General features: G+C 49.3%; 16 protein-coding genes. All 16 read right to left on the reverse strand.

Annotated features, from left to right (window positions below; all coding sequences use genetic code 11):
- Positions 1 to 5: 5 nt before the first annotated feature.
- The 16 genes from dnaE to rpsB all read right to left on the reverse strand — a co-directional run bounded on the left by dnaE (position 6) and on the right by rpsB (position 18,130).
- On the reverse strand, positions 6 to 3,485 hold the full coding sequence (dnaE, locus tag QL223_RS22420) for a DNA polymerase III subunit alpha (protein ID WP_002536406.1): 3,480 nt from the start codon (positions 3,483 to 3,485) through the stop codon (positions 6 to 8).
- Between the two features lie 66 nt (positions 3,486 to 3,551).
- On the reverse strand, positions 3,552 to 4,154 hold the full coding sequence (rnhB, locus tag QL223_RS22425; RefSeq protein WP_281546022.1) for a ribonuclease HII: 603 nt from the start codon (positions 4,152 to 4,154) through the stop codon (positions 3,552 to 3,554).
- Positions 4,155 to 4,157: 3 nt separating this feature from the next.
- On the reverse strand, positions 4,158 to 5,297 hold the full coding sequence (lpxB, locus tag QL223_RS22430) for a lipid-A-disaccharide synthase (RefSeq protein ID WP_002536402.1): 1,140 nt from the start codon (positions 5,295 to 5,297) through the stop codon (positions 4,158 to 4,160).
- Positions 5,297 to 6,085, reverse strand: coding sequence for an acyl-ACP--UDP-N-acetylglucosamine O-acyltransferase (gene lpxA, locus QL223_RS22435; RefSeq protein WP_002536401.1), 789 nt, complete (start codon positions 6,083 to 6,085; stop codon positions 5,297 to 5,299). The genes lpxB and lpxA overlap by 1 nt, the downstream gene beginning before the upstream one ends.
- Positions 6,086 to 6,087: 2 nt before the next feature.
- Complete coding sequence (gene fabZ / locus QL223_RS22440) at positions 6,088 to 6,540, reverse strand: 3-hydroxyacyl-ACP dehydratase FabZ (protein ID WP_002536399.1); 453 nt, start codon at positions 6,538 to 6,540, stop codon at positions 6,088 to 6,090.
- A 130-nt stretch (positions 6,541 to 6,670) separates the two neighbouring features.
- Positions 6,671 to 7,696, reverse strand: coding sequence for a UDP-3-O-(3-hydroxymyristoyl)glucosamine N-acyltransferase (gene lpxD / locus QL223_RS22445; RefSeq protein ID WP_002536397.1), 1,026 nt, complete (start codon positions 7,694 to 7,696; stop codon positions 6,671 to 6,673).
- 12 nt (positions 7,697 to 7,708) lie between these two features.
- Positions 7,709 to 8,218 carry an OmpH family outer membrane protein gene (locus QL223_RS22450; RefSeq protein ID WP_002536390.1) on the reverse strand — a complete coding sequence of 170 codons (510 nt, stop codon included), beginning with the start codon at positions 8,216 to 8,218 and terminating at the stop codon, positions 7,709 to 7,711.
- Between the two features lie 21 nt (positions 8,219 to 8,239).
- Entirely contained in the window at positions 8,240 to 10,639 is a 2,400-nt protein-coding gene (gene bamA, locus QL223_RS22455) for an outer membrane protein assembly factor BamA (RefSeq protein ID WP_039849606.1), read from the reverse strand.
- Positions 10,640 to 10,676: 37 nt separating this feature from the next.
- Positions 10,677 to 12,032 (reverse strand): sigma E protease regulator RseP, encoded by a 1,356-nt coding sequence (gene rseP / locus QL223_RS22460; RefSeq protein ID WP_281546023.1) that lies wholly within the window; start codon positions 12,030 to 12,032, stop codon positions 10,677 to 10,679.
- Positions 12,029 to 13,225, reverse strand: coding sequence for a 1-deoxy-D-xylulose-5-phosphate reductoisomerase (ispC, locus tag QL223_RS22465; RefSeq protein ID WP_002536384.1), 1,197 nt, complete (start codon positions 13,223 to 13,225; stop codon positions 12,029 to 12,031). The genes rseP and ispC overlap by 4 nt, the downstream gene beginning before the upstream one ends.
- A gap of 67 nt (positions 13,226 to 13,292) precedes the next feature.
- Positions 13,293 to 14,141 carry a phosphatidate cytidylyltransferase gene (locus QL223_RS22470; protein WP_281546024.1) on the reverse strand — a complete coding sequence of 283 codons (849 nt, stop codon included), beginning with the start codon at positions 14,139 to 14,141 and terminating at the stop codon, positions 13,293 to 13,295.
- A 10-nt stretch (positions 14,142 to 14,151) separates the two neighbouring features.
- A complete protein-coding gene (locus tag QL223_RS22475; protein ID WP_002536381.1) occupies positions 14,152 to 14,922 on the reverse strand; it encodes an isoprenyl transferase in 771 nt (256 codons plus the stop codon).
- Positions 14,923 to 14,997: 75 nt separating this feature from the next.
- Positions 14,998 to 15,555 carry a ribosome recycling factor gene (gene frr, locus QL223_RS22480; protein WP_002536380.1) on the reverse strand — a complete coding sequence of 186 codons (558 nt, stop codon included), beginning with the start codon at positions 15,553 to 15,555 and terminating at the stop codon, positions 14,998 to 15,000.
- 57 nt (positions 15,556 to 15,612) lie between these two features.
- Positions 15,613 to 16,341, reverse strand: coding sequence for a UMP kinase (gene pyrH, locus QL223_RS22485; protein WP_002536378.1), 729 nt, complete (start codon positions 16,339 to 16,341; stop codon positions 15,613 to 15,615).
- Positions 16,342 to 16,427: 86 nt separating this feature from the next.
- A complete protein-coding gene (gene tsf / locus QL223_RS22490) occupies positions 16,428 to 17,270 on the reverse strand; it encodes a translation elongation factor Ts (protein ID WP_002536377.1) in 843 nt (280 codons plus the stop codon).
- A gap of 131 nt (positions 17,271 to 17,401) precedes the next feature.
- Complete coding sequence (gene rpsB, locus QL223_RS22495) at positions 17,402 to 18,130, reverse strand: 30S ribosomal protein S2 (protein WP_002536376.1); 729 nt, start codon at positions 18,128 to 18,130, stop codon at positions 17,402 to 17,404.
- Positions 18,131 to 18,450 lie beyond the last annotated feature (320 nt).

The raw sequence follows: 18,450 nt of genomic DNA on the forward strand, positions 1-18,450 counted from the left end.
AAGTATCAATCAAATTCCAGCTCGACCTGTTTATCGCCGAGCAGCGTTTTTAAATCATCGATCAGTTTGTCGTCTGGCGTAATACGCCACTCTGTACCTAAGACCAACTTGGCGCGAGCATCGTCACGCTGGTAGTAAAGGTTGACCGGAACCGTTCCTGCACGGTGCGGTTCCAAGATCTCACTGAATCGTTCAAAAAATTTGTTATCAATTTGCCTGTCGGTCACTGAGATAGCAAGACCGCGCAGGTACTTTTCACGCGCTTGGGATATATCAAGCACTTCTCGTGCCGACATTTTAAGGCCACCGTTGAAGTCATCAAAGCTGACCTGTCCCGATACCACCAAAATTCTGTCTTTTTCTATGAGATCCAGATACTTTTCTAGCGCATCTGAGAACAGCATCACTTCCATGCGGCCTGAACGATCATCCAATGTCAGGATACCGATACGTGTGCCCCGCTTAGTGGTCATAACACGCGCGGCGATAACAAGACCAGCCACCGTTGAAACCACATCACGTTTGGTGGCATGAGCATCTTCAAGGCGCCAAGTGATGTAATGCTTCAGCTCCTTCACATAGCTGTTGATTGGGTGTCCTGTTAAGTAAAGCCCTAGCGTTTCACGCTCACCTTCCAGCCAGACTTTGTCAGGCCATGGCGGCACTTTCGCGTATTTGTGCTCCACCTCTTCCGGTGCATCAGTGAGTACACCGAACATATCAGTTTGACCAAACGCTTCTGCCTGGTGGTGTTGGCTCGCTGATTTCAGTGCATCATCCAAAGAAGCCGTCATAGCTGCACGGTGAGGGCCTAATCGGTCCATGGCGCCTGACTGAATTAGCTTTTCAATCACACGCTTGTTTACCTTCTTGGTGTCGATGCGGGCACAGAAGTCGAACAGATCGCGGAAGTAACCGCCTTCTTGACGGGCTTTGATGATGTTTTCGATTGGCGCTTCACCCACACCTTTGATTGCACCGATACCGTAAACAATTTCGCCTTTTTCATTGACGTTGAATCGATATAGACCCGCATTCACATCCGGTGGCAGCATGGTGAGTTTCATGCGGCGACACTCTTCTACCAAGCCAACGATCTTATCGGTGTTATCCATATCCGCGGTCATTACCGCTGCCATGAATTCCGCCGGATAGTGTGTTTTCAGCCAAAGTGTTTGATAGGAAACCAAAGCGTAGGCTGCAGAGTGCGATTTGTTGAAGCCATAACCTGCGAATTTCTCCACCAAGTCGAAGATCTTCATCGACAACTCGCCGTCCACACCGTTTGCGATTGCACCGCTCTCAAAGGTTGCGCGCTGCTTCGCCATCTCTTCTGGCTTTTTCTTACCCATTGCACGGCGGAGCATGTCTGCTCCACCCAGGGTATAGCCAGACAGCACCTGAGCAATCTGCATCACCTGCTCTTGGTAAAGAATGATGCCGTAGGTTGGATCCAGAATTTCTTTCAGTGACTCATGCTGCCAAGTCGCATCAGGGTAAGAGATCTCTTCTCGTCCGTGCTTACGGTCGATAAAGTTATCTACCATGCCTGATTGCAACGGGCCGGGACGGAAAAGGGCTACCAGTGCGATGATATCTTCGAAACAGTCAGGTTGAAGGCGTTTGATCAGCTCTTTCATACCCCGTGATTCGAGCTGGAATACCGCCGTGGTTTCTGAGTTCTGCAATACGCGGAATGAAGCTGCATCTTCGAGCGGAATAGACTCAATACGCACCGGCTCCTGACCGCTACGCTCTAGGCGCGGGTTAATCAGTCCCAACGCCCAGTCGATGATGGTCAGGGTACGCAGACCCAAGAAGTCAAACTTCACGAGGCCCGCAGTTTCTACGTCATTCTTATCGAACTGGGTAACCGGGAAGTGACCTTCAGCATCAGCATAGATAGGAGCAAAATCGGTAATGGTGGTTGGCGAGATAACCACACCACCCGCGTGCTTACCGGCATTTCGTGTACAGCCTTCCAGAATGCGACAGGTATCGATAAGCTCGCGGACTTCTTCATCCGCTTCGTAAATTTCACCCAGCTGTGGCTCTGCCACAAAGGCTTTTTCCAGCGTCATCCCCGGATCAGGTGGCACCAGCTTAGAGATACGGTCAACAAAACCATAAGGGTGACCAAGTACACGCCCCACATCACGGATTACCGCTTTGGCAGCCATGGTACCGAAGGTAATGATCTGGGATACCGCATCACGTCCATACATCTCAGCAACGTGGTCAATCACCTGATCGCGTTTATCCATACAGAAGTCGACGTCAAAGTCGGGCATGGAAACACGTTCAGGGTTCAGGAATCGTTCGAACAGCAGATCGTATTCCAGTGGATCAAGGTCGGTGATTTTAAGCGCATAGGCCACCAGCGAGCCCGCACCGGAACCACGGCCTGGCCCCACAGGAATCGCGTTGTCTTTCGACCACTGGATGAACTCCATAACGATGAGGAAGTAACCGGGGAAACCCATGTTGTTGATCACTTCCAGTTCGACTTCAAGACGCTCATCGTATTCAGGTCGACGTTTCAGGCGCTCTTCTTCATCCGGGAACAGGAATTCCAGACGTTCTTCCAAACCTTCCCGCGACTTCATCACCAAAAATTCGGTTTCTTCCATGCCTTCAGTCGGGAAGGCGGGCAGGAAGTATTCGTTGAGGCGAACAGTGACGTTACAGCGTTTGGCAATTTCTACTGTGTTTGCCAACGCCTCAGGAATGTCATGGAACAGCTCACACATTTCTTCTTCTGAGCGAAGATGCTGCTGAGGACTGTAGTTTTTCGGGCGGCGGGGATCTTCTAGTGTGTAGCCATCATGGATCGCGACGCGGATTTCATGGGCATCAAACAAATCCGCAGTCAGGAAGCACACCTCATTGGTCGCAACAACGGGAAGATCATGTTCGGCCGCAAAGTCGAGCGCAAAGTGAAGGTAAGCCTCTTCATCCGGGCGCCCTGTTCGCATTAATTCGATGTAATACGCATCAGGGAAATGAGTTTGATAGAAGGCTGCGCACTGATTAGCCAGACCTGCGTTACCTTTGAGTAGGGCTTTGCCCAGATCGCCCCGACGTCCACCCGAAAGGATGATAAGGCCTTCTTTCAACTCAACCAGCCAATCCTGATCGATAACAGGTTGATGCTGGATATGACCACGAAGGTAGGCTTTTGAAATCAGTAACGTAAGGTTTTTATAACCGATGTTGTTGGCAGCCAGTACGGTAATTTGGCAGAGATCTTCACCAAAAGCGTCCGTCTGCATTTTAAAGTCAGCGCCGATAATCGGTTTCACACCCGTACTCTGCGCCGTGTTGTAGAACTTCACCAAGCCACATAGGTTGGTAAAGTCCGTCAATGCCATCGCCGGCATGCCTAGCTCTGCCACTTTCTTGACCAATGGAGGCACCTTGCCGAGGCCATCGACCATAGAAAAATCACTGTGAACACGAAGGTGAATAAAGCGTGGGTCTGACATAGTACTCTTACGTTACTGATTTATTGTTGTGAATGTGGGAGGAATGAGATAATCCCTCCCGAAACATTATGCAATGCCGAGCGCGTTCTTAACAGGTTTAAAGCTCTTTCGGTGCTCGGGGATAGCACCATGTTCAGCAAGCGCTTCAAAATGCGCCTTAGTTGGATAACCTTTGTGCTTGGCAAAGCCGTATTGCGGGTATTGCGCGTCCAACTCTTCCATTTCCCGGTCTCGAACAACCTTGGCCAGAATGGAAGCTGCACTGATTTCCGCCACACGCAAATCACCTTTAATAACCGCCTCTGCAGGGATATTGAGTCCCTTCGGCACACGGTTGCCATCAATCAAGACAAAATCCGGCTTGATGTTTAAGCCAGCCACTGCTCGCTCCATAGCCAGCATGGTGGCAGAAAGAATATTGATGTCATCAATCTCTTCCGGCTCAGCACGGCCTAATGACCAAGCCAGTGCTTTTTCTTTGATTTCCTCAAAGAGCACTGCGCGTTTTTTGTCAGTCAGTTTTTTGGAGTCGGTCAGCCCTTCAATTGGCTTATTGGGATCGAGAATAACAGCAGCCGTTACCACTGCCCCCACCAAAGGGCCCCGTCCGACTTCATCAACACCAGCGATAAGCCTAGCGTCAGGATATACAAAAGGTTCGAAGTCCATTGACTAACGTCCTATCAGATTCAGCACTGCATCAGCAGATGTTTTGTCAGCATCGCAGCGGATAATTTCATGCAAGCGGGTGAATTCCGCCATCAAAGCGGTGTTGTCACTGTCGAGAAAACGGGAAACATCATTCGCCAAGGTTTCTGGCGTGCAGGCCTCCTGAAGACGTTCTGGCACCAGTTCACGACCTGCGAGGATATTCGGCAGAGAAACGAACTCAGTCTTAACCATGCGCTTGGCTATCCAGGCAGTGATCGCATTCACTTCGTAACCCACCACCATTGGACGTTTGACCAGCATGCACTCAAGCGCGACGGTGCCAGAGGCCAGCAGCACCGCGTCAGAAGCAATGATCACGTTGCGCGCAGTATCATCCACCAGCACAAAATCCAGTTCTGGTGCCGTTTGTTGCCATGCTTCTTCAAATTGGGCCCGGCGTTTTTCATTCACCAGCGCAACGGCAAAGCCGATATCCGGATATTTTGCTTTGAGCAGTTTGCAGGTTTTGATGAAGGTTGGTGCCAGCAACTTCATTTCACCACCACGGCTGCCCGGTAATACGGCGAGATAGCGCTTGTCCTGCTCTAAACCCAACAGTTTTTTTGCCGCAGCTTTGTCACTCACCATCGGGATGTCATCTGCCATGGTGTGACCAACGAATGCACAGGGAACGTCAAACTTGTCGTAAAAGGCTTTTTCGAAAGGCAGAAGTGCCAAGACTAAATCAGTGGCTGCAGCAATTTTAAAAATGCGCTTCTGACGCCACGCCCATACACTCGGGCTGACGTAGTGAACGGTTTTGATGCCATTGTCTTTGAGATCTTTTTCGAGCCGCAGATTGAAATCTGGCGCGTCGATACCGACAAACACATCAGGCGGATTAGCCGTGAAATAGTCGACAAGCTCACGCTTCACTTTTAGCAAACGCGATAAGCGGCCGAGCACTTCAACAATGCCCATCACGGCTAACTCTTCCATGTCGAACAGTGTTTCGCAGCCCAATGCCTTCATGCGAGGGCCAGCAATGCCCACAAATTCCGCGTCTGGATATTTGGCTTTGATTGCCTTGATAAAACCGGCACCTAAAATATCGCCGGAGATTTCCCCGGCGACAATTCCAATTCGAAGTGGCTTAGCCATTAGCGAATAATGCCTCGGCTTGAGTTCTCGAAAAACTCTACAAACAGCTGCAAAGCCTGCTCGTCTTTCGACATTTCAAGGATCTGTTTCTTGGCTTCTTCCAGAGTCTTACCCGAGCGATAAAGCTCTTTGTAAACAGCTCGGATTGCTTTAATCGCACTCTTTTCAAAGCCACGGCGCTTCAGACCTTCCACATTGATACCGAATGGTGCGCAGTGGTTACCCTGAGCCATCACATAAGGAGGAACATCCTGAACCACAATCGAACCACCGCCCAGCATGCAATGGCTGCCGATAGTGCAGAATTGGTGAATCGCGGTCATACCACCAACAATCGCGTAATCACCCACTGTTACGTGGCCAGCCAGCGTTGCATTGTTCGCAAAGATACAGCGATCGCCAATCACACAATCATGTGCAACATGAGCATTGATCATGAACAGGTTGTCACTGCCCACTTTCGTGGTGCCTTCATCCTGAATAGTGCCACGGTGCATGGTCACGCTTTCACGGATGGTGTTGCGATCACCGATGATCAACGTGGTAGGTTCACCCGCGTATTTGAGATCCTGACACTCTTCGCCAATAGAAGCGAATTGATAGATTTTGTTTTCACAGCCAATTTTGGTTGGCCCTTTGATCACAACATGCGTTTTGACTTCGGTGCCTTCACCGATTTCCACACCGGTGCCGATGAAAGAAAAGGCACCGATCTTGACGTTTGCGCCAAGGGTTACGCCTTCTTCCACAACAGCCGTTGGGTGGATTTGTGCGGTTTCATGAATCACGATTAAAACTCTCTTCTGGCACACTTCAGCTCAGCTGAGCAAACAACCTTACCATCAACTTTAGCAACGCCTGTGAACGCAGCAATACCGCGACGCTCTTTCAGGAATTCCACTTCCAGAACCATCTGGTCACCAGGGGTTACCGGCGCGCGGAATTTTGCGTTATCGATACTGGCAAAGTAATACAGTTCATTCTCTTTTGGCTGACCGAAGGTCTTAAATGCCAGAAGGCCGGTCGCCTGCGCCATCGCTTCGAGGATCAATACACCCGGAAATACAGGCAGCTGAGGGAAATGACCCGTGAACTGTGGTTCATTCACAGAGACATTTTTGATCGCGTGAAGGTATTTGCCTTCTTCGAAATCAGTAACACGGTCAATCAGCAGAAATGGATAGCGGTGTGGCAGCAGTTCTTTAATTTCGTTAACTGTCAGGATTTTATTTTCGCGACTCAAAGTTTTATTCCTGTATGAAATACTTATTATATGTCGTTGAATTGGCTGATAACACAAATGGCCCACACTGCAGGTTCGTTCCGACAATTTATCGAAATGAACCACCAGAGCAGGCCATCGCGGACGGCTATTACTCGCTGTCTTCTAGCTGTTTTTCAACGGCTTTCAATCGTTTATGCATGTCTTCGATTTTCAGCACTCGTGCAGCGGTCTTGCGCCACTCTCTGTTGGTCTGAAGTGGAATACCCGAAGAATACATGCCCGGTTCAGTGATAGGTCGCATCACCATCGCCATACCAGTGATCGTGACACCATCTGTAATTTCCATATGGCCGTTAATGACGGTCGCACCACCAATAATGCAATGCTTGCCGATCTTAAGGCTACCAGCCATTGTGGTTGCCCCTGCAACGGCGGTATTTTCACCGATCGAAACATTATGAGCGATCTGACACTGGTTGTCGATAATCACACCATCAGCAATCACGGTATCCTCAATCGCGCCACGGTCGATGGTGGTACAAGCACCAATCTCAACGCGATCGCCAATGACGACGCGACCCACTTGAGGAATTTTCACCCAGCGGCCTTTGTCGTTTGCGTAACCGAAGCCATCAGAACCGATAACGGTACCCGACTGCACAAGGCAAGACTCTCCTATCACCACATTGTGGTAAACCGTCACGTTTGCCCAGAGACGGGTATTGGCACCTAACTTGGTATCTTTGCCTACAAAGCAGCCAGCACCGACTTGCACGTTGTCGCCGAGCTCTACGCCGTCTTCTACCACAGCGTTATGGCCAACGGCGACGCCATTCCCCAGCTTCGCTGTCGGTGAAACATAGGCACTTGGGGCAATATCAACCGCACAGGCAGGTGTGGTGTCCAGCAATTGTGCGGTTAATGCATATCCCAGATACGGGTCTTTCAACACTAGTGCATTTCCGGTGCAGTATGACAGGTCGGCTTCCTTAACCATCACAGCACTTGCCTGACACTCAGCAAGATGTTTGCGGTATTTGCTGCTGGAAAGGAAGGTGATCTCTCCTTCGCCAGCTTTATCCATACCCGCGATGGCAGTGATTTGCACACTGCCATCACCGTGCAGTTCTGCACCCAGTTTTTCCGCTAATTCAGCGAGCGTAATAGAAGCCATTTTCTACCTTACTTATTTCACTGCTTTCAGTACTTTTTCTGACAGGTCGTCTTTCGGGCTTGCGTACATCACAGCCTGGCTATTGATGACCATGTCATAGCCTTCTTTCTTGGCAATTGTTTCAATGGTTTTCTGTAGCTTCTGAACAAGCTTACGCTCTTCTTCTGCTCCACGCTTACGCTGGTCTTCCTGAAGGTTTTTCGCTTTCAGTTTGAAATCTGCGTCCAAAGCCTGCAGCTCACGCTGAAGCTTGGTGCGCTCTGCTTCGCTCATCAATTCGCCATTACGCTGAAGCTTATCGACACCTTTTTCCAGACGATCTCTCAGACGATCCACTTCCGCGATGCGATCTTTGAACTCTTTACGAAGCTGATCATTAACATTACTTTTCTTCGCCATTTGCGCCAACACCGGGCCAGTCGCAACATAACCGATTTTCTGTGCAGCTTCTGCCGCTGTTGCGTAAAAAGAAGCAGTAACAATGGCGAGGCTCAGGCCTGCCGCTTTGATAATAGGTTTCAAACTTTTCTCCTAATGTTGAAATCAGAACGTACGGCCAATGGTAAAGGTGAAGAATTCCTCATCATCACCCTCGTATTTCTTGATTGGTTTAGCCAGCGAGAAAACCAGCGGTCCCATTGGGGAGCGCCATTGAATCGCTGCACCATACGATGCCCGGTAGTTCGATGGATCGCTATAGTCGTAAATGTATTCCTGCCCACTGATGACACGCGCATCATTCAGGTCGTATTCGGTATCCCATACTGAAGCTGCATCCACGAACACACTGGTTCGAATCGCACTTCTCGCCTCTTCAGAAACAAATGGCATCGGGAAAATCAGTTCGGCACTGGCCAATGCAATCGCATTACCACCGACAGAGTCGTTACTGCCTACAAGCGCTGGGTTGTTGCCTGCCCCCTGGTCATAAACGGCTTTTGGACCTGCTGTATTCGAGCGGAAACCACGAAGCGTTGAGTAACCACCTGCATAGAAATTTTCATAAAACGGAAGCAGGTAATCATTCTCGTCGTTACTGCCATAGCCGTTGCCGTAACCCAAACGTCCTCTCATCAGGAAGGAGAAGTTGTGTCCTTCATCGAGTGGGAAATATTGGCGAACATCATATTGCGCTTTGAAGTACTGGGCATCAGAGCCTGGCACTGTCATACGGAATGACGCACGCTGGTAGTTGCCCGCTGTTGGGAAGAAACCACGGTTCAGGTTGTTTCGCGTCCAGCTTACCGACCAGTCAAAGTCATCGACCACGAGACCACCATCATCAGTCACGCTGTCGCCCATCGAATCGAGGAACTTTTGAATCTGGTAATAACCGCCCAGATTTTCGATCTGGCGGTGAGTGTAACCCACAGAGAAGTCGAAATAGTTAATTTCGTCGAATGGGAAACCCCAGGTCAGGCTGGTACCGTAGCTCTTGTCGGTATAGTCGACAATGTTTGCATCAGAGGCTTCAAACTCGTTGAAGAAAATACGGCCACCAAGGCTAATACCATCCAAGGTAAAGTAAGGGTCACGATAATCCAGCGTCAGGTTCTTTTGGTAGTCATTGATCATTGCATTGACACCAAAGCGGTTACCTGTACCCGCAAAGTTATCCTGCTGAAGACCTGCCTGGAAGCTGATTCCCGACTCGGTACCGTAACCGATACCAAAGTTCACGCTACCGGAGTTGGTCTCCTTAACCACATACTCAACGTCTACCTGATCATCCGTACCCGGCACACGGGAAGTGCGAACATCAACGGTTTCAAAAAAGCCCAGACGATTCAGACGATCTTTACTGGTCTCTACAGATTTAGAGTTCAGCCAAGAGCCTTCCATCTGGCGCATTTCGCGGCGCAGCACTTCGTCTTTGGTGATTTGGTTACCAGAGAACTTGATGTTACGAACATAAATACGCTTACCCGGCTCTACGTTCACGTTAAGAGCAACGGTCTTCGCTTCGTCATCAAACTCAGGAATAGTGGAAACCTGAGGATAGGCATAGCCTTGTTCACCCAGTTTACGCTTGATTTCATCTTCAAGGCGCGTCACTTTTTGACCGTTGTAAGTCTCACCGTCTTCGAAAGGCACCAGGGCGGCAAATTCAGCACTGTTTTTACCGCCTCGGAAGCTGACATCTGCCACCGTGTAAGGTTCGCCCTCATCAATGTTCAGGGTGATATAGACGCCTTTTTTATCCGGTGAGATAGAAACATTGGCGGACTCAACACGGAATTTCAGATAACCGCGATTGAGGTAAAATGAACGCAGGTTTTCTAGATCTCCTGCCAACGCCTGTTTCTGATACTGTTCGTTGGCAAGGAAGTTCCACCAAGGCACATCAGCGCGCAACTCGAAGTTGGACTTGAGTTCATCGTCAGAGAAGACTTCATTACCAATAAAGTTAATTTGTTGGATTTTTGCTGAAACGCCTTCAGTGAAGACAAATTTCACATCAGCACGGTTTCGCGGAAGCGGGGTGATCACCGTATCCACGACAGCATTGTATTTACCCACGCTGTAGTAGAAATCTTCCAAACCTTTTTCGATGTTGGAAAGCTTGGTGCGGTCCAGTGACTCGCCCACGCGAAGGCCAGAAGCGGAAAGATTTTCTTCCAGTTGTTCTTCTTTAATGGCTTTATTGCCTGAGAAAGACACGCTGGCAATCGTTGGGCGTTCAATCACTTTGACCAACAGATCATCGCCATCACGGAAGACGCGCACGTTTTCAAAGTTGCCGGTGGAAAACAGGGATTTGATGATCCCGGAAACATCGCCTTCGTCGATGTTGTCGCCAACCCGTACCGGCATTGCGAGCAACGCAGCACCGAGGCTGACGCGCTGAAGCCCCTCAAAACGAATATCTTCTACTACGAACTCATCGGCCGTAACAGAACTTGAGAATAAAAGAGAGGCTATAAGAAGTTTTTTCATCGCCATTGCTTGCTCTGACATTTCCTTGCTAAACGCTGAATGTTTATAGTCGGGCGAAATCGTTAAATATCGCTACAGCCATCAACGCCATGATGATTGCTGTACCTACCCGATATCCCATATCCTGCACTCGTTCAGAGACGGGGCGACGTGTCACGGCTTCAATACCAAAAAACAACAGGTGTCCGCCATCAAGAACCGGTAACGGTAACAGGTTAATAATGCCTAAATTAACGCTGATCAGTGCGAGAAAGCCGAGAAAGTATACCAGACCGAAGTCTGCGGTCATCCCTGCACCTTTTGCAATTGAGATAGGTCCACTCAAATTCTTTACTGCCACATCACCTGTGAACAGCTTCTTAATCATCCCAGCAGTCAGTGATACCACCTGCCAGGTTTTGTCCATCGCAGCCGGAACCGCATCCAAAGGACCATGCTGAAGTGTCAGCTGATGCGACTCGGGCCAAGGCTCAACATGCGGCGCAAAACCAGCGTAGCCAGTTGCCTTACCATCTTGTTCATTCACGTCAGGGGTCAGGGTCAAAGACACCTCAGCACCGTCACGCTCGACAAGAACAGACAGAGCTTGTCCAGGGTTTGCACGGATAGTTTCTACCACCCCAGACCACTCCGTAACGGGCTTATCACCCAGAGACAGTAGTCTATCGTTTACCAGTAACCCGGCTCTTTCTGCCGCACTGCCTTCCATTACATTGGAAAGCACATTGGTGATTTCCGGGCGGTAAGGCGTCATTCCCAGAGTGCGCAGTGCTGACTGAGATTCAGGATCGAAAGACCATGTCGCTAAGTCCAACTTCTTCTCAATCGCATAGGCAGCATTCTCATCAGGTTTGACTGCCAGCGTCATCTCACTGTCACCAATGTGGGCAATCAACTGAAAATTGACCGATTCCCAATCTGGCGTTTTGATACCGGAGATTTCAGTTAGTTCCATTCCCGGTTCAATGCCCGCTTGTGCAGCAATAGAATGGGGAGCGACATCACCAATAATCGGTTTTACTGCTGGTACACCAATGATCATCACCAGCCAATAAGCGGCAATAGCAAACAAAAAGTTTGCTGCTGGCCCTGCAGCAACAATCGCACTGCGCTGCCACAGTGGACGATTATTGAATGCTTGCTCTTTCTGGGATTCAGGGACATCGTCAACACGCTCGTCGAGCATTTTGACGTAGCCACCCAGCGGGATCATCGCTAACGTATATTCGGTGCCATCTTTGCCCACTTTCTTCCAAATCGACTTACCAAAGCCAATCGAAAAGCGCTCAACTTTCACACCACATTTACGCGCAACCCAAAAATGGCCGTACTCATGTACCGCAATCAAAATGCCGAGTGCAATGAGGAAAAACAGCAGGTTCCAAAGAATGGCGCTCATTGTGTTAACTCCGTAATCCTTTTCTGAGCCATGACACGTGCTTTGTCATCTATCTCTAAGAGGCTTTGAATGCAGGATGGTTCCGATAACTCCGCCCGTTGTAACACAGCATCATTCACCTCAGCAATCTGCATGAAGCCAATTTGCCCTTGCAAGAATGCTTCAACCGCGACTTCGTTAGCTGCATTTAGAGTCGTTGTTGCAGCCTGACCCACGTAACAGGCATCAATCGCCAGCTTCAAACATGGATAGCGGTTGAAATCAGGTTTAAGGAAAGTGAATTCACCCACTTCACTGAAATCCAAAGGCTTCACACCCGCTTCAATACGGTCCGGATAAGCCATTGCGTAAGCGATAGGTGTACACATGTCAGGCAAACCCATTTGTGCCAGTACAGAACCGTCACGGTACTGTACCATCGAATGGATCACCGACTGAGGATGAATGATGACATCCAACTGTTCACGACTGGCATTAAACAGCCAGCGCGCCTCAATATATTCGAGGCCTTTGTTCATCATAGTGGCAGAATCGACGGAAATTTTAGGCCCCATCGACCAGTTCGGATGCGCAATAGCTTGAGCTGGTGTCACTTCCTGAAGAAGGGCCAAATCAGTGTAACGGAACGGACCACCAGAACCTGTAAGAAGGATTTTGCTAACCCCTTCTGAGGCCAAATCACAAACACCCGGACGCGATTGAATACTTGCAGGAAGACACTGGAAAATCGCATTGTGTTCACTGTCGACGGGCAGGAGCTCAGCGCCGTATTGGTGAACCGCATCGATAAAGAATTGCCCAGACATCACCAGCGCTTCTTTATTTGCTAACAGTATGCGTTTCCCAGCCTTCACTGCTGCCATAGTAGGAATAAGCCCCGCCGCCCCCACCACTGCAGCCATGACAGTATCAACATCAGTGTGCTCAGAAATCGCAGAAAGACCTTCAATCCCGCTGAGCACTTCTGTCGCACAGCCTTGATTTTTCAATGCCAGACGTAAACTTGCAGCAGCTTCAGCATTCGCCATAGCGGCAAACTTTGGACGCCACTTCAGACACAAAAGAAGCATTTCATTGACGTTGGCATTCGCCGCGAGCGCGAAAACCTCGTAGGCGTGAGGATTCTTTTCAATCACAGAAAGCGTGCTGGTACCAATTGAGCCGGTTGCACCAAGAATCGTTATCTTACGCATAGGAAACTCTGAATTTTTGTTCCATAAAGCCTGAATACAACTCACCGGCGAAACGCCGGTGAGAGAGTTACGCAAGCCAGAAATACAATACGGTGAAAACTGGGAATGCGGCCGTCAGGCTATCTATTCTATCCAGTATACCGCCATGTCCAGGCAAAATGCTGCCACTGTCTTTCACACCCGCGACACGCTTAAACATGCTTTCCGCAAGATCGCCCAAAACTGAAGCGAAGGAAGTGATCAAAGCAACAAGACCTAACATAGCAAGAGAGGAGAAAGGAATAGAGAAATACTGGGCAGCGGTCAAGGTGACAGCAACGGCTGCAATCAACCCGCCAATCAGACCTTCAACCGTTTTATTTGGGCTCACTGAAGGTGCCATTTTGCGCTTACCGAAGGTCTTACCCGCAAAATACGCACCAGTATCAGCAGACCAAACCAACAAACAAACCAAAAGCACCATCTTCGCGCCAAGGTAAGGGGAAACATCGAAGTGGTAGGCACGGAGAAGAATAACGCTCCAAAGGAATGGAAGCAGCGTCAGTACGCCAAATCCTTGCTGCACTGCGTTGCTATCACCCCACCAGCTAGTCCCTCTTGGATAGCGCAGCACCATCACAGTAGCAGCCAGCCACCATAATGCACCAGCAATCGCCAACACACTGCCACTTGTAGTGGCGAGTTGAAGGCCATCTTGAGTCACAGGTAACGCAAACAGTGAACCGACAAGAATGATTGCAGGGAAAACAAATGCGCTAAAACGGGACGAGGCAGCCACAAACTTGGTCCACTCCCAGTGGCCAAGTAAAGTGACACCTGCCACAGCAATCACGAAAAGTTGTAACGGCAAAAAGAAAATACCGGCGATAACAAGCGGTGCCAGTACCAGTGCCGTTAAGACACGTTGTTTCAGCAAACGAAACCCTCTATTTTTCTACTTGTAACATGGCCTTGATCTGCTCACCGGTACACCCAAATCGGCGTTCACGGTTGATAAACCAAGCAATAGCATCGGTGAGACTTGTCTCGTCGAAATCAGGCCAGAATTGTTCGGTGAAATACAACTCTGCATAGGCCGCTTGCCACAGCATAAAGTTGCTAATGCGGCATTCGCCGCTGGTGCGTATCATCAAATCTACGTCTGGTAGACCAGAACAAGACAGGTGCACCTGAAGATCACCTTCAGTGAGTTGCTCTGCAGGAATTTCGCCACGCTCTACCTGAGCCGCAAGCTTTTTGACAGCCTGCATAATATCCCACTGACCGCCATAGTTGGCAGCCACGTTCAATACCAATCCGGTATTGTTGGCCGTTAAAGCTTCCGCCGCGGCAATTTTATCTTGTAACGACTGGCTAAAGCGCGTGGTATCGCCAATTACCTTGAGCTTTACACCATTTTTGTGAAGACGTTTCACTTCACGTCCCAGCACAGTGACAAAAAGCTCCATCAACAGGCTGACTTCTTCCTCTGGACGACGCCAGTTTTCACTGCTGAATGCAAACAGGGTTAAAACCTGAATACCAAGACGATTAGCAGCTGAAACAGTTTTTCGAACGGCGTCAACACCGGCTTTGTGGCCAAACATACGCGCTTTGCCACGCGCTTTGGCCCAACGGCCATTTCCGTCCATGATGACGGCGATGTGTTTGGGAAGTAGGCTGGGATCGATTTCTTGATGGAAAGATTGGGAGCTCATCATTATCCTTCGCAAATAAAAAGCGCTGTACTGCTAGCACGGCGCTTCGGCAATGGAATCAGAGTGTAGCCGGAATTAAACTTCCATCAACTCTTTTTCTTTGGCTTCAAGAATTGTGTCAATTTCTTTAACAGCCGCGTCAGTCAGTTTTTGGATATCGTCCTGACCACGACGCTCTTCGTCTTCAGAAATTTCTTTCTCTTTCAGCAAACCTTTCAGATCGCTGTTGGCGTCACGGCGGATGTTACGAACAGCAACTCGGCCACCTTCAGCTTCACCACGAACAATCTTAACCAAATCGCGACGACGCTCTTCGGTCAACGGTGGCAATGGAACGCGGATAACGGTACCCGCAGACATTGGGTTCAGACCCAGATCTGAAGTCATGATCGCTTTTTCGATAGCTTGCGTCACAGACTTATCGAATACAGTGATAGCCAGAGTACGTGCATCTTCTGCAACGATTGAAGCCAATTGCTTCAGCGGAGTTGCAGAGCCATAGTAATCGACAGACAGGCCATCAAGCAGTGCTGGATGCGCACGACCAGTGCGGATTTTAGATAGAGTGTTCTTCAGCGCTTCAACGCTTTTCTGCATGCGCTCTTTCGCATCTGCGTTAATTTCATTGATCACGAGAATATCCTTGAAGATTCTTTTTTCTAACGACGGAGATTATGCCACTAAAATTGATTAACCGTTATTAATTAGTGTGCCTTCTTGCTCACCCATCACAACTCGGCGCAGTGCACCTGGCTTATTCATGTTGAAAACACGAATCGGCATCTTGTGATCGCGAGCCAGAGTAAAGGCAGCAAGGTCCATCACTTTCAATTCTTTTTCCAGCACGTCCTGGTAAGCCAGGTGGCTGTAAAGTTCTGCATCCGGGTTTTTCGCTGGGTCGTCAGTGTAAACGCCATCAACCTTGGTGGCTTTAATCACAACATCAGATTCGATTTCAATGCCGCGCAGACATGCTGCTGAATCTGTGGTGAAGAATGGGTTGCCTGTACCTGCAGAGAAAATTACCACACGGCCGTTGCGCAGTTGACTGATAGCTTCCGCCCAGTTGTAGCTGTCACACACACCGTTCAGAGGGATAGCAGACATAACCCGCGCGTTCACATAGGCACGGTGCAGTGCATCACGCATAGCCAGACCGTTCATTACAGTCGCCAACATACCCATGTGGTCGCCCACAACCCGGTTCATACCCGCTTCTGCAAGGCCTGCACCACGGAATAGGTTACCACCACCGATAACCAAGCCAACTTGTACTCCAAGTTCAACCAGTTCTTTGATTTCTTGTGCCATGCGGTCAAGCACAGCCGGATCGATACCGAAGCCTTCTTTACCTTGCAGCGCTTCGCCACTCAATTTAAGCAAAATTCGTTGATAAGCTGGTTTTGGGTTTGTAGTCATTCTCACTACCTTTAGGCACTAACTTCTACGGATGGGATTGTGAAAAGACCGCAGGGTTCTGCGGTCTTTTGGGTCTCAAAGAGGAATTAACCTTTCTGAGCGGCTGCAACTTCTTCTGCGAAGCTCATGCCAGCTGCTTTCTCGATACCTTCACCCACTTCCAGGCGGATGAAAGTAGAAACAGAAGCGCCTTTCTCTTTCAGGATGTCACCTACAGATTTCTTAGGCTCCATGATGAAAGGTTGACCAGTCAGAGAAACTTCGCCGGTGAATTTCTTCATGCGGCCTTCAACCATTTTCTCTGCGATTTCTTTAGGCTTGCCTTCGTTCATCGCGATTTCTACTTGAACTTCGCGCTCTTTAGCGACTACGTCAGCTGGTACGTCGTCAGGAGTTACGTACTCTGGACGTGATGCAGCAACGTGCATTGCGATGTGCTTCAGAGTTTCTGCGTCGCCTTCACCAGCAACAACAACACCGATGCGCTCGCCGTGACGGTAAGAAGCCATCGCTGAACCTTCAACGTAAGCTACGCGACGGATAGAGATGTTTTCACCGATTTTAGCAACCAGCGCTACGCGGTCATCTTCGAATTTCGCTTGCAGCTCTTCTACAGTCGCTTTGGTTGCCGCTGCTTCATCAGCAACTGCGTTTGCGAAAGCAGTGAAGTTGCCGTCTTTAGCAACGAAGTCAGTCTGACAGTTAACTTCAACCAGAGCAGAAACACCATCAACTTCTTTGATGATGATTGCGCCTTCAGCAGCTACGTTACCTGCTTTCTTAGCAGCTTTAGCAGCGCCTGACTTACGCATGTTTTCAATCGCCAGCTCGATGTCGCCGTTAGTTTCTACCAGCGCTTTTTTACATTCCATCATGCCTGCGCCAGTGCGTTCGCGCAGTTCTTTTACCAGGGCAGCGGTAACAGCCATTGTTCATTCCTCGATTCGAAACTATTTGGGTAAAAATCAGGGGCCCATAGTTGGCCCCTGCTAACCTACTTAGCTTACAGTGCTGTCTGTGACAGTCTGATGGCTAAGAACGCTCACAAGGAGCAAGTGTCTTATTCAGCGACTTCAACCAGCTCGTCTTCTGCTTGAGCTACGATGTCCTGGCTACGGCCTTCAGTGTATGACTGAGCTGCAGCGTTCAGGTACAGTTGAACTGCGCGAATCGCGTCGTCGTTACCTGGGATAACGAAGTCAACGCCGTCTGGGTCAGAGTTGGTATCAACTACCGCGTACACTGGGATACCCAGGTTGTTTGCTTCTTTAATAGCAATGTGCTCGTGATCAGCGTCGATTACGAACAGTGCGTCTGGCAGACCGCCCATGTTTTTGATACCGCCCAGAGACTTCTCAAGTTTCTCCATTTCACGGGTGCGCATCAGAGCTTCTTTCTTAGTCAGCTTCTCGAAAGTACCGTCAGTTGACTGAGTTTCCAGATCTTTCAGACGTTTGATTGACTGGCGAACAGTTTTCCAGTTAGTCAGCATACCGCCCAACCAACGGTTGTTCACGTAGTACTGATCACAGCTTTCTGCTGCTGCTTTAACAGATTCGCTAGCGGCACGCTTAGTACCAACGAACAGTACTTTACCCTTACGCTCACCAACTTTGGTCAGCTCAGCCAGTACGTCGTTGAACATTGGTACAGTTTTTTCTAGGTTAATGATGTGAACCTTGTTACGTGCACCGAAGATGAACGGCTTCATCTTAGGGTTCCAGTAACGAGTCTGGTGACCGAAGTGAACACCAGCTTTCAGCATGTCGCGCATTGAAACAGTAGCCATTTTAATTCCTCTTGGGGTTAGGCCTCCACATATCCCATACATCCGACCCTCAAAGGGCACCCCGGAGCATGTGCCGATATGTGTGTGTGTTAAAAAATAAGTGTTTGTCGAAACCACCTAAACAGAACCGGAAGACCCGATTAACCATTAAGGCGTATTTCGGCGCGCTTTATACCATAAAAAGCGCCTTAGAATCCAGCATAAAAAAGTCAGTGAGTCGCCGGGTAAGGTTCCCACATGGCGATGCGATTGATAATATGTAGTAATAGCAGTCAATTCCTCCCTTGCTGTTTCAGTTAAGGGAGCCAACTGAGAGAAAG

This window comes from Grimontia sp. SpTr1, assembly GCF_947387585.1.
Classification (GTDB): Bacteria; Pseudomonadota; Gammaproteobacteria; order Enterobacterales; family Vibrionaceae; genus Enterovibrio; species Enterovibrio indicus.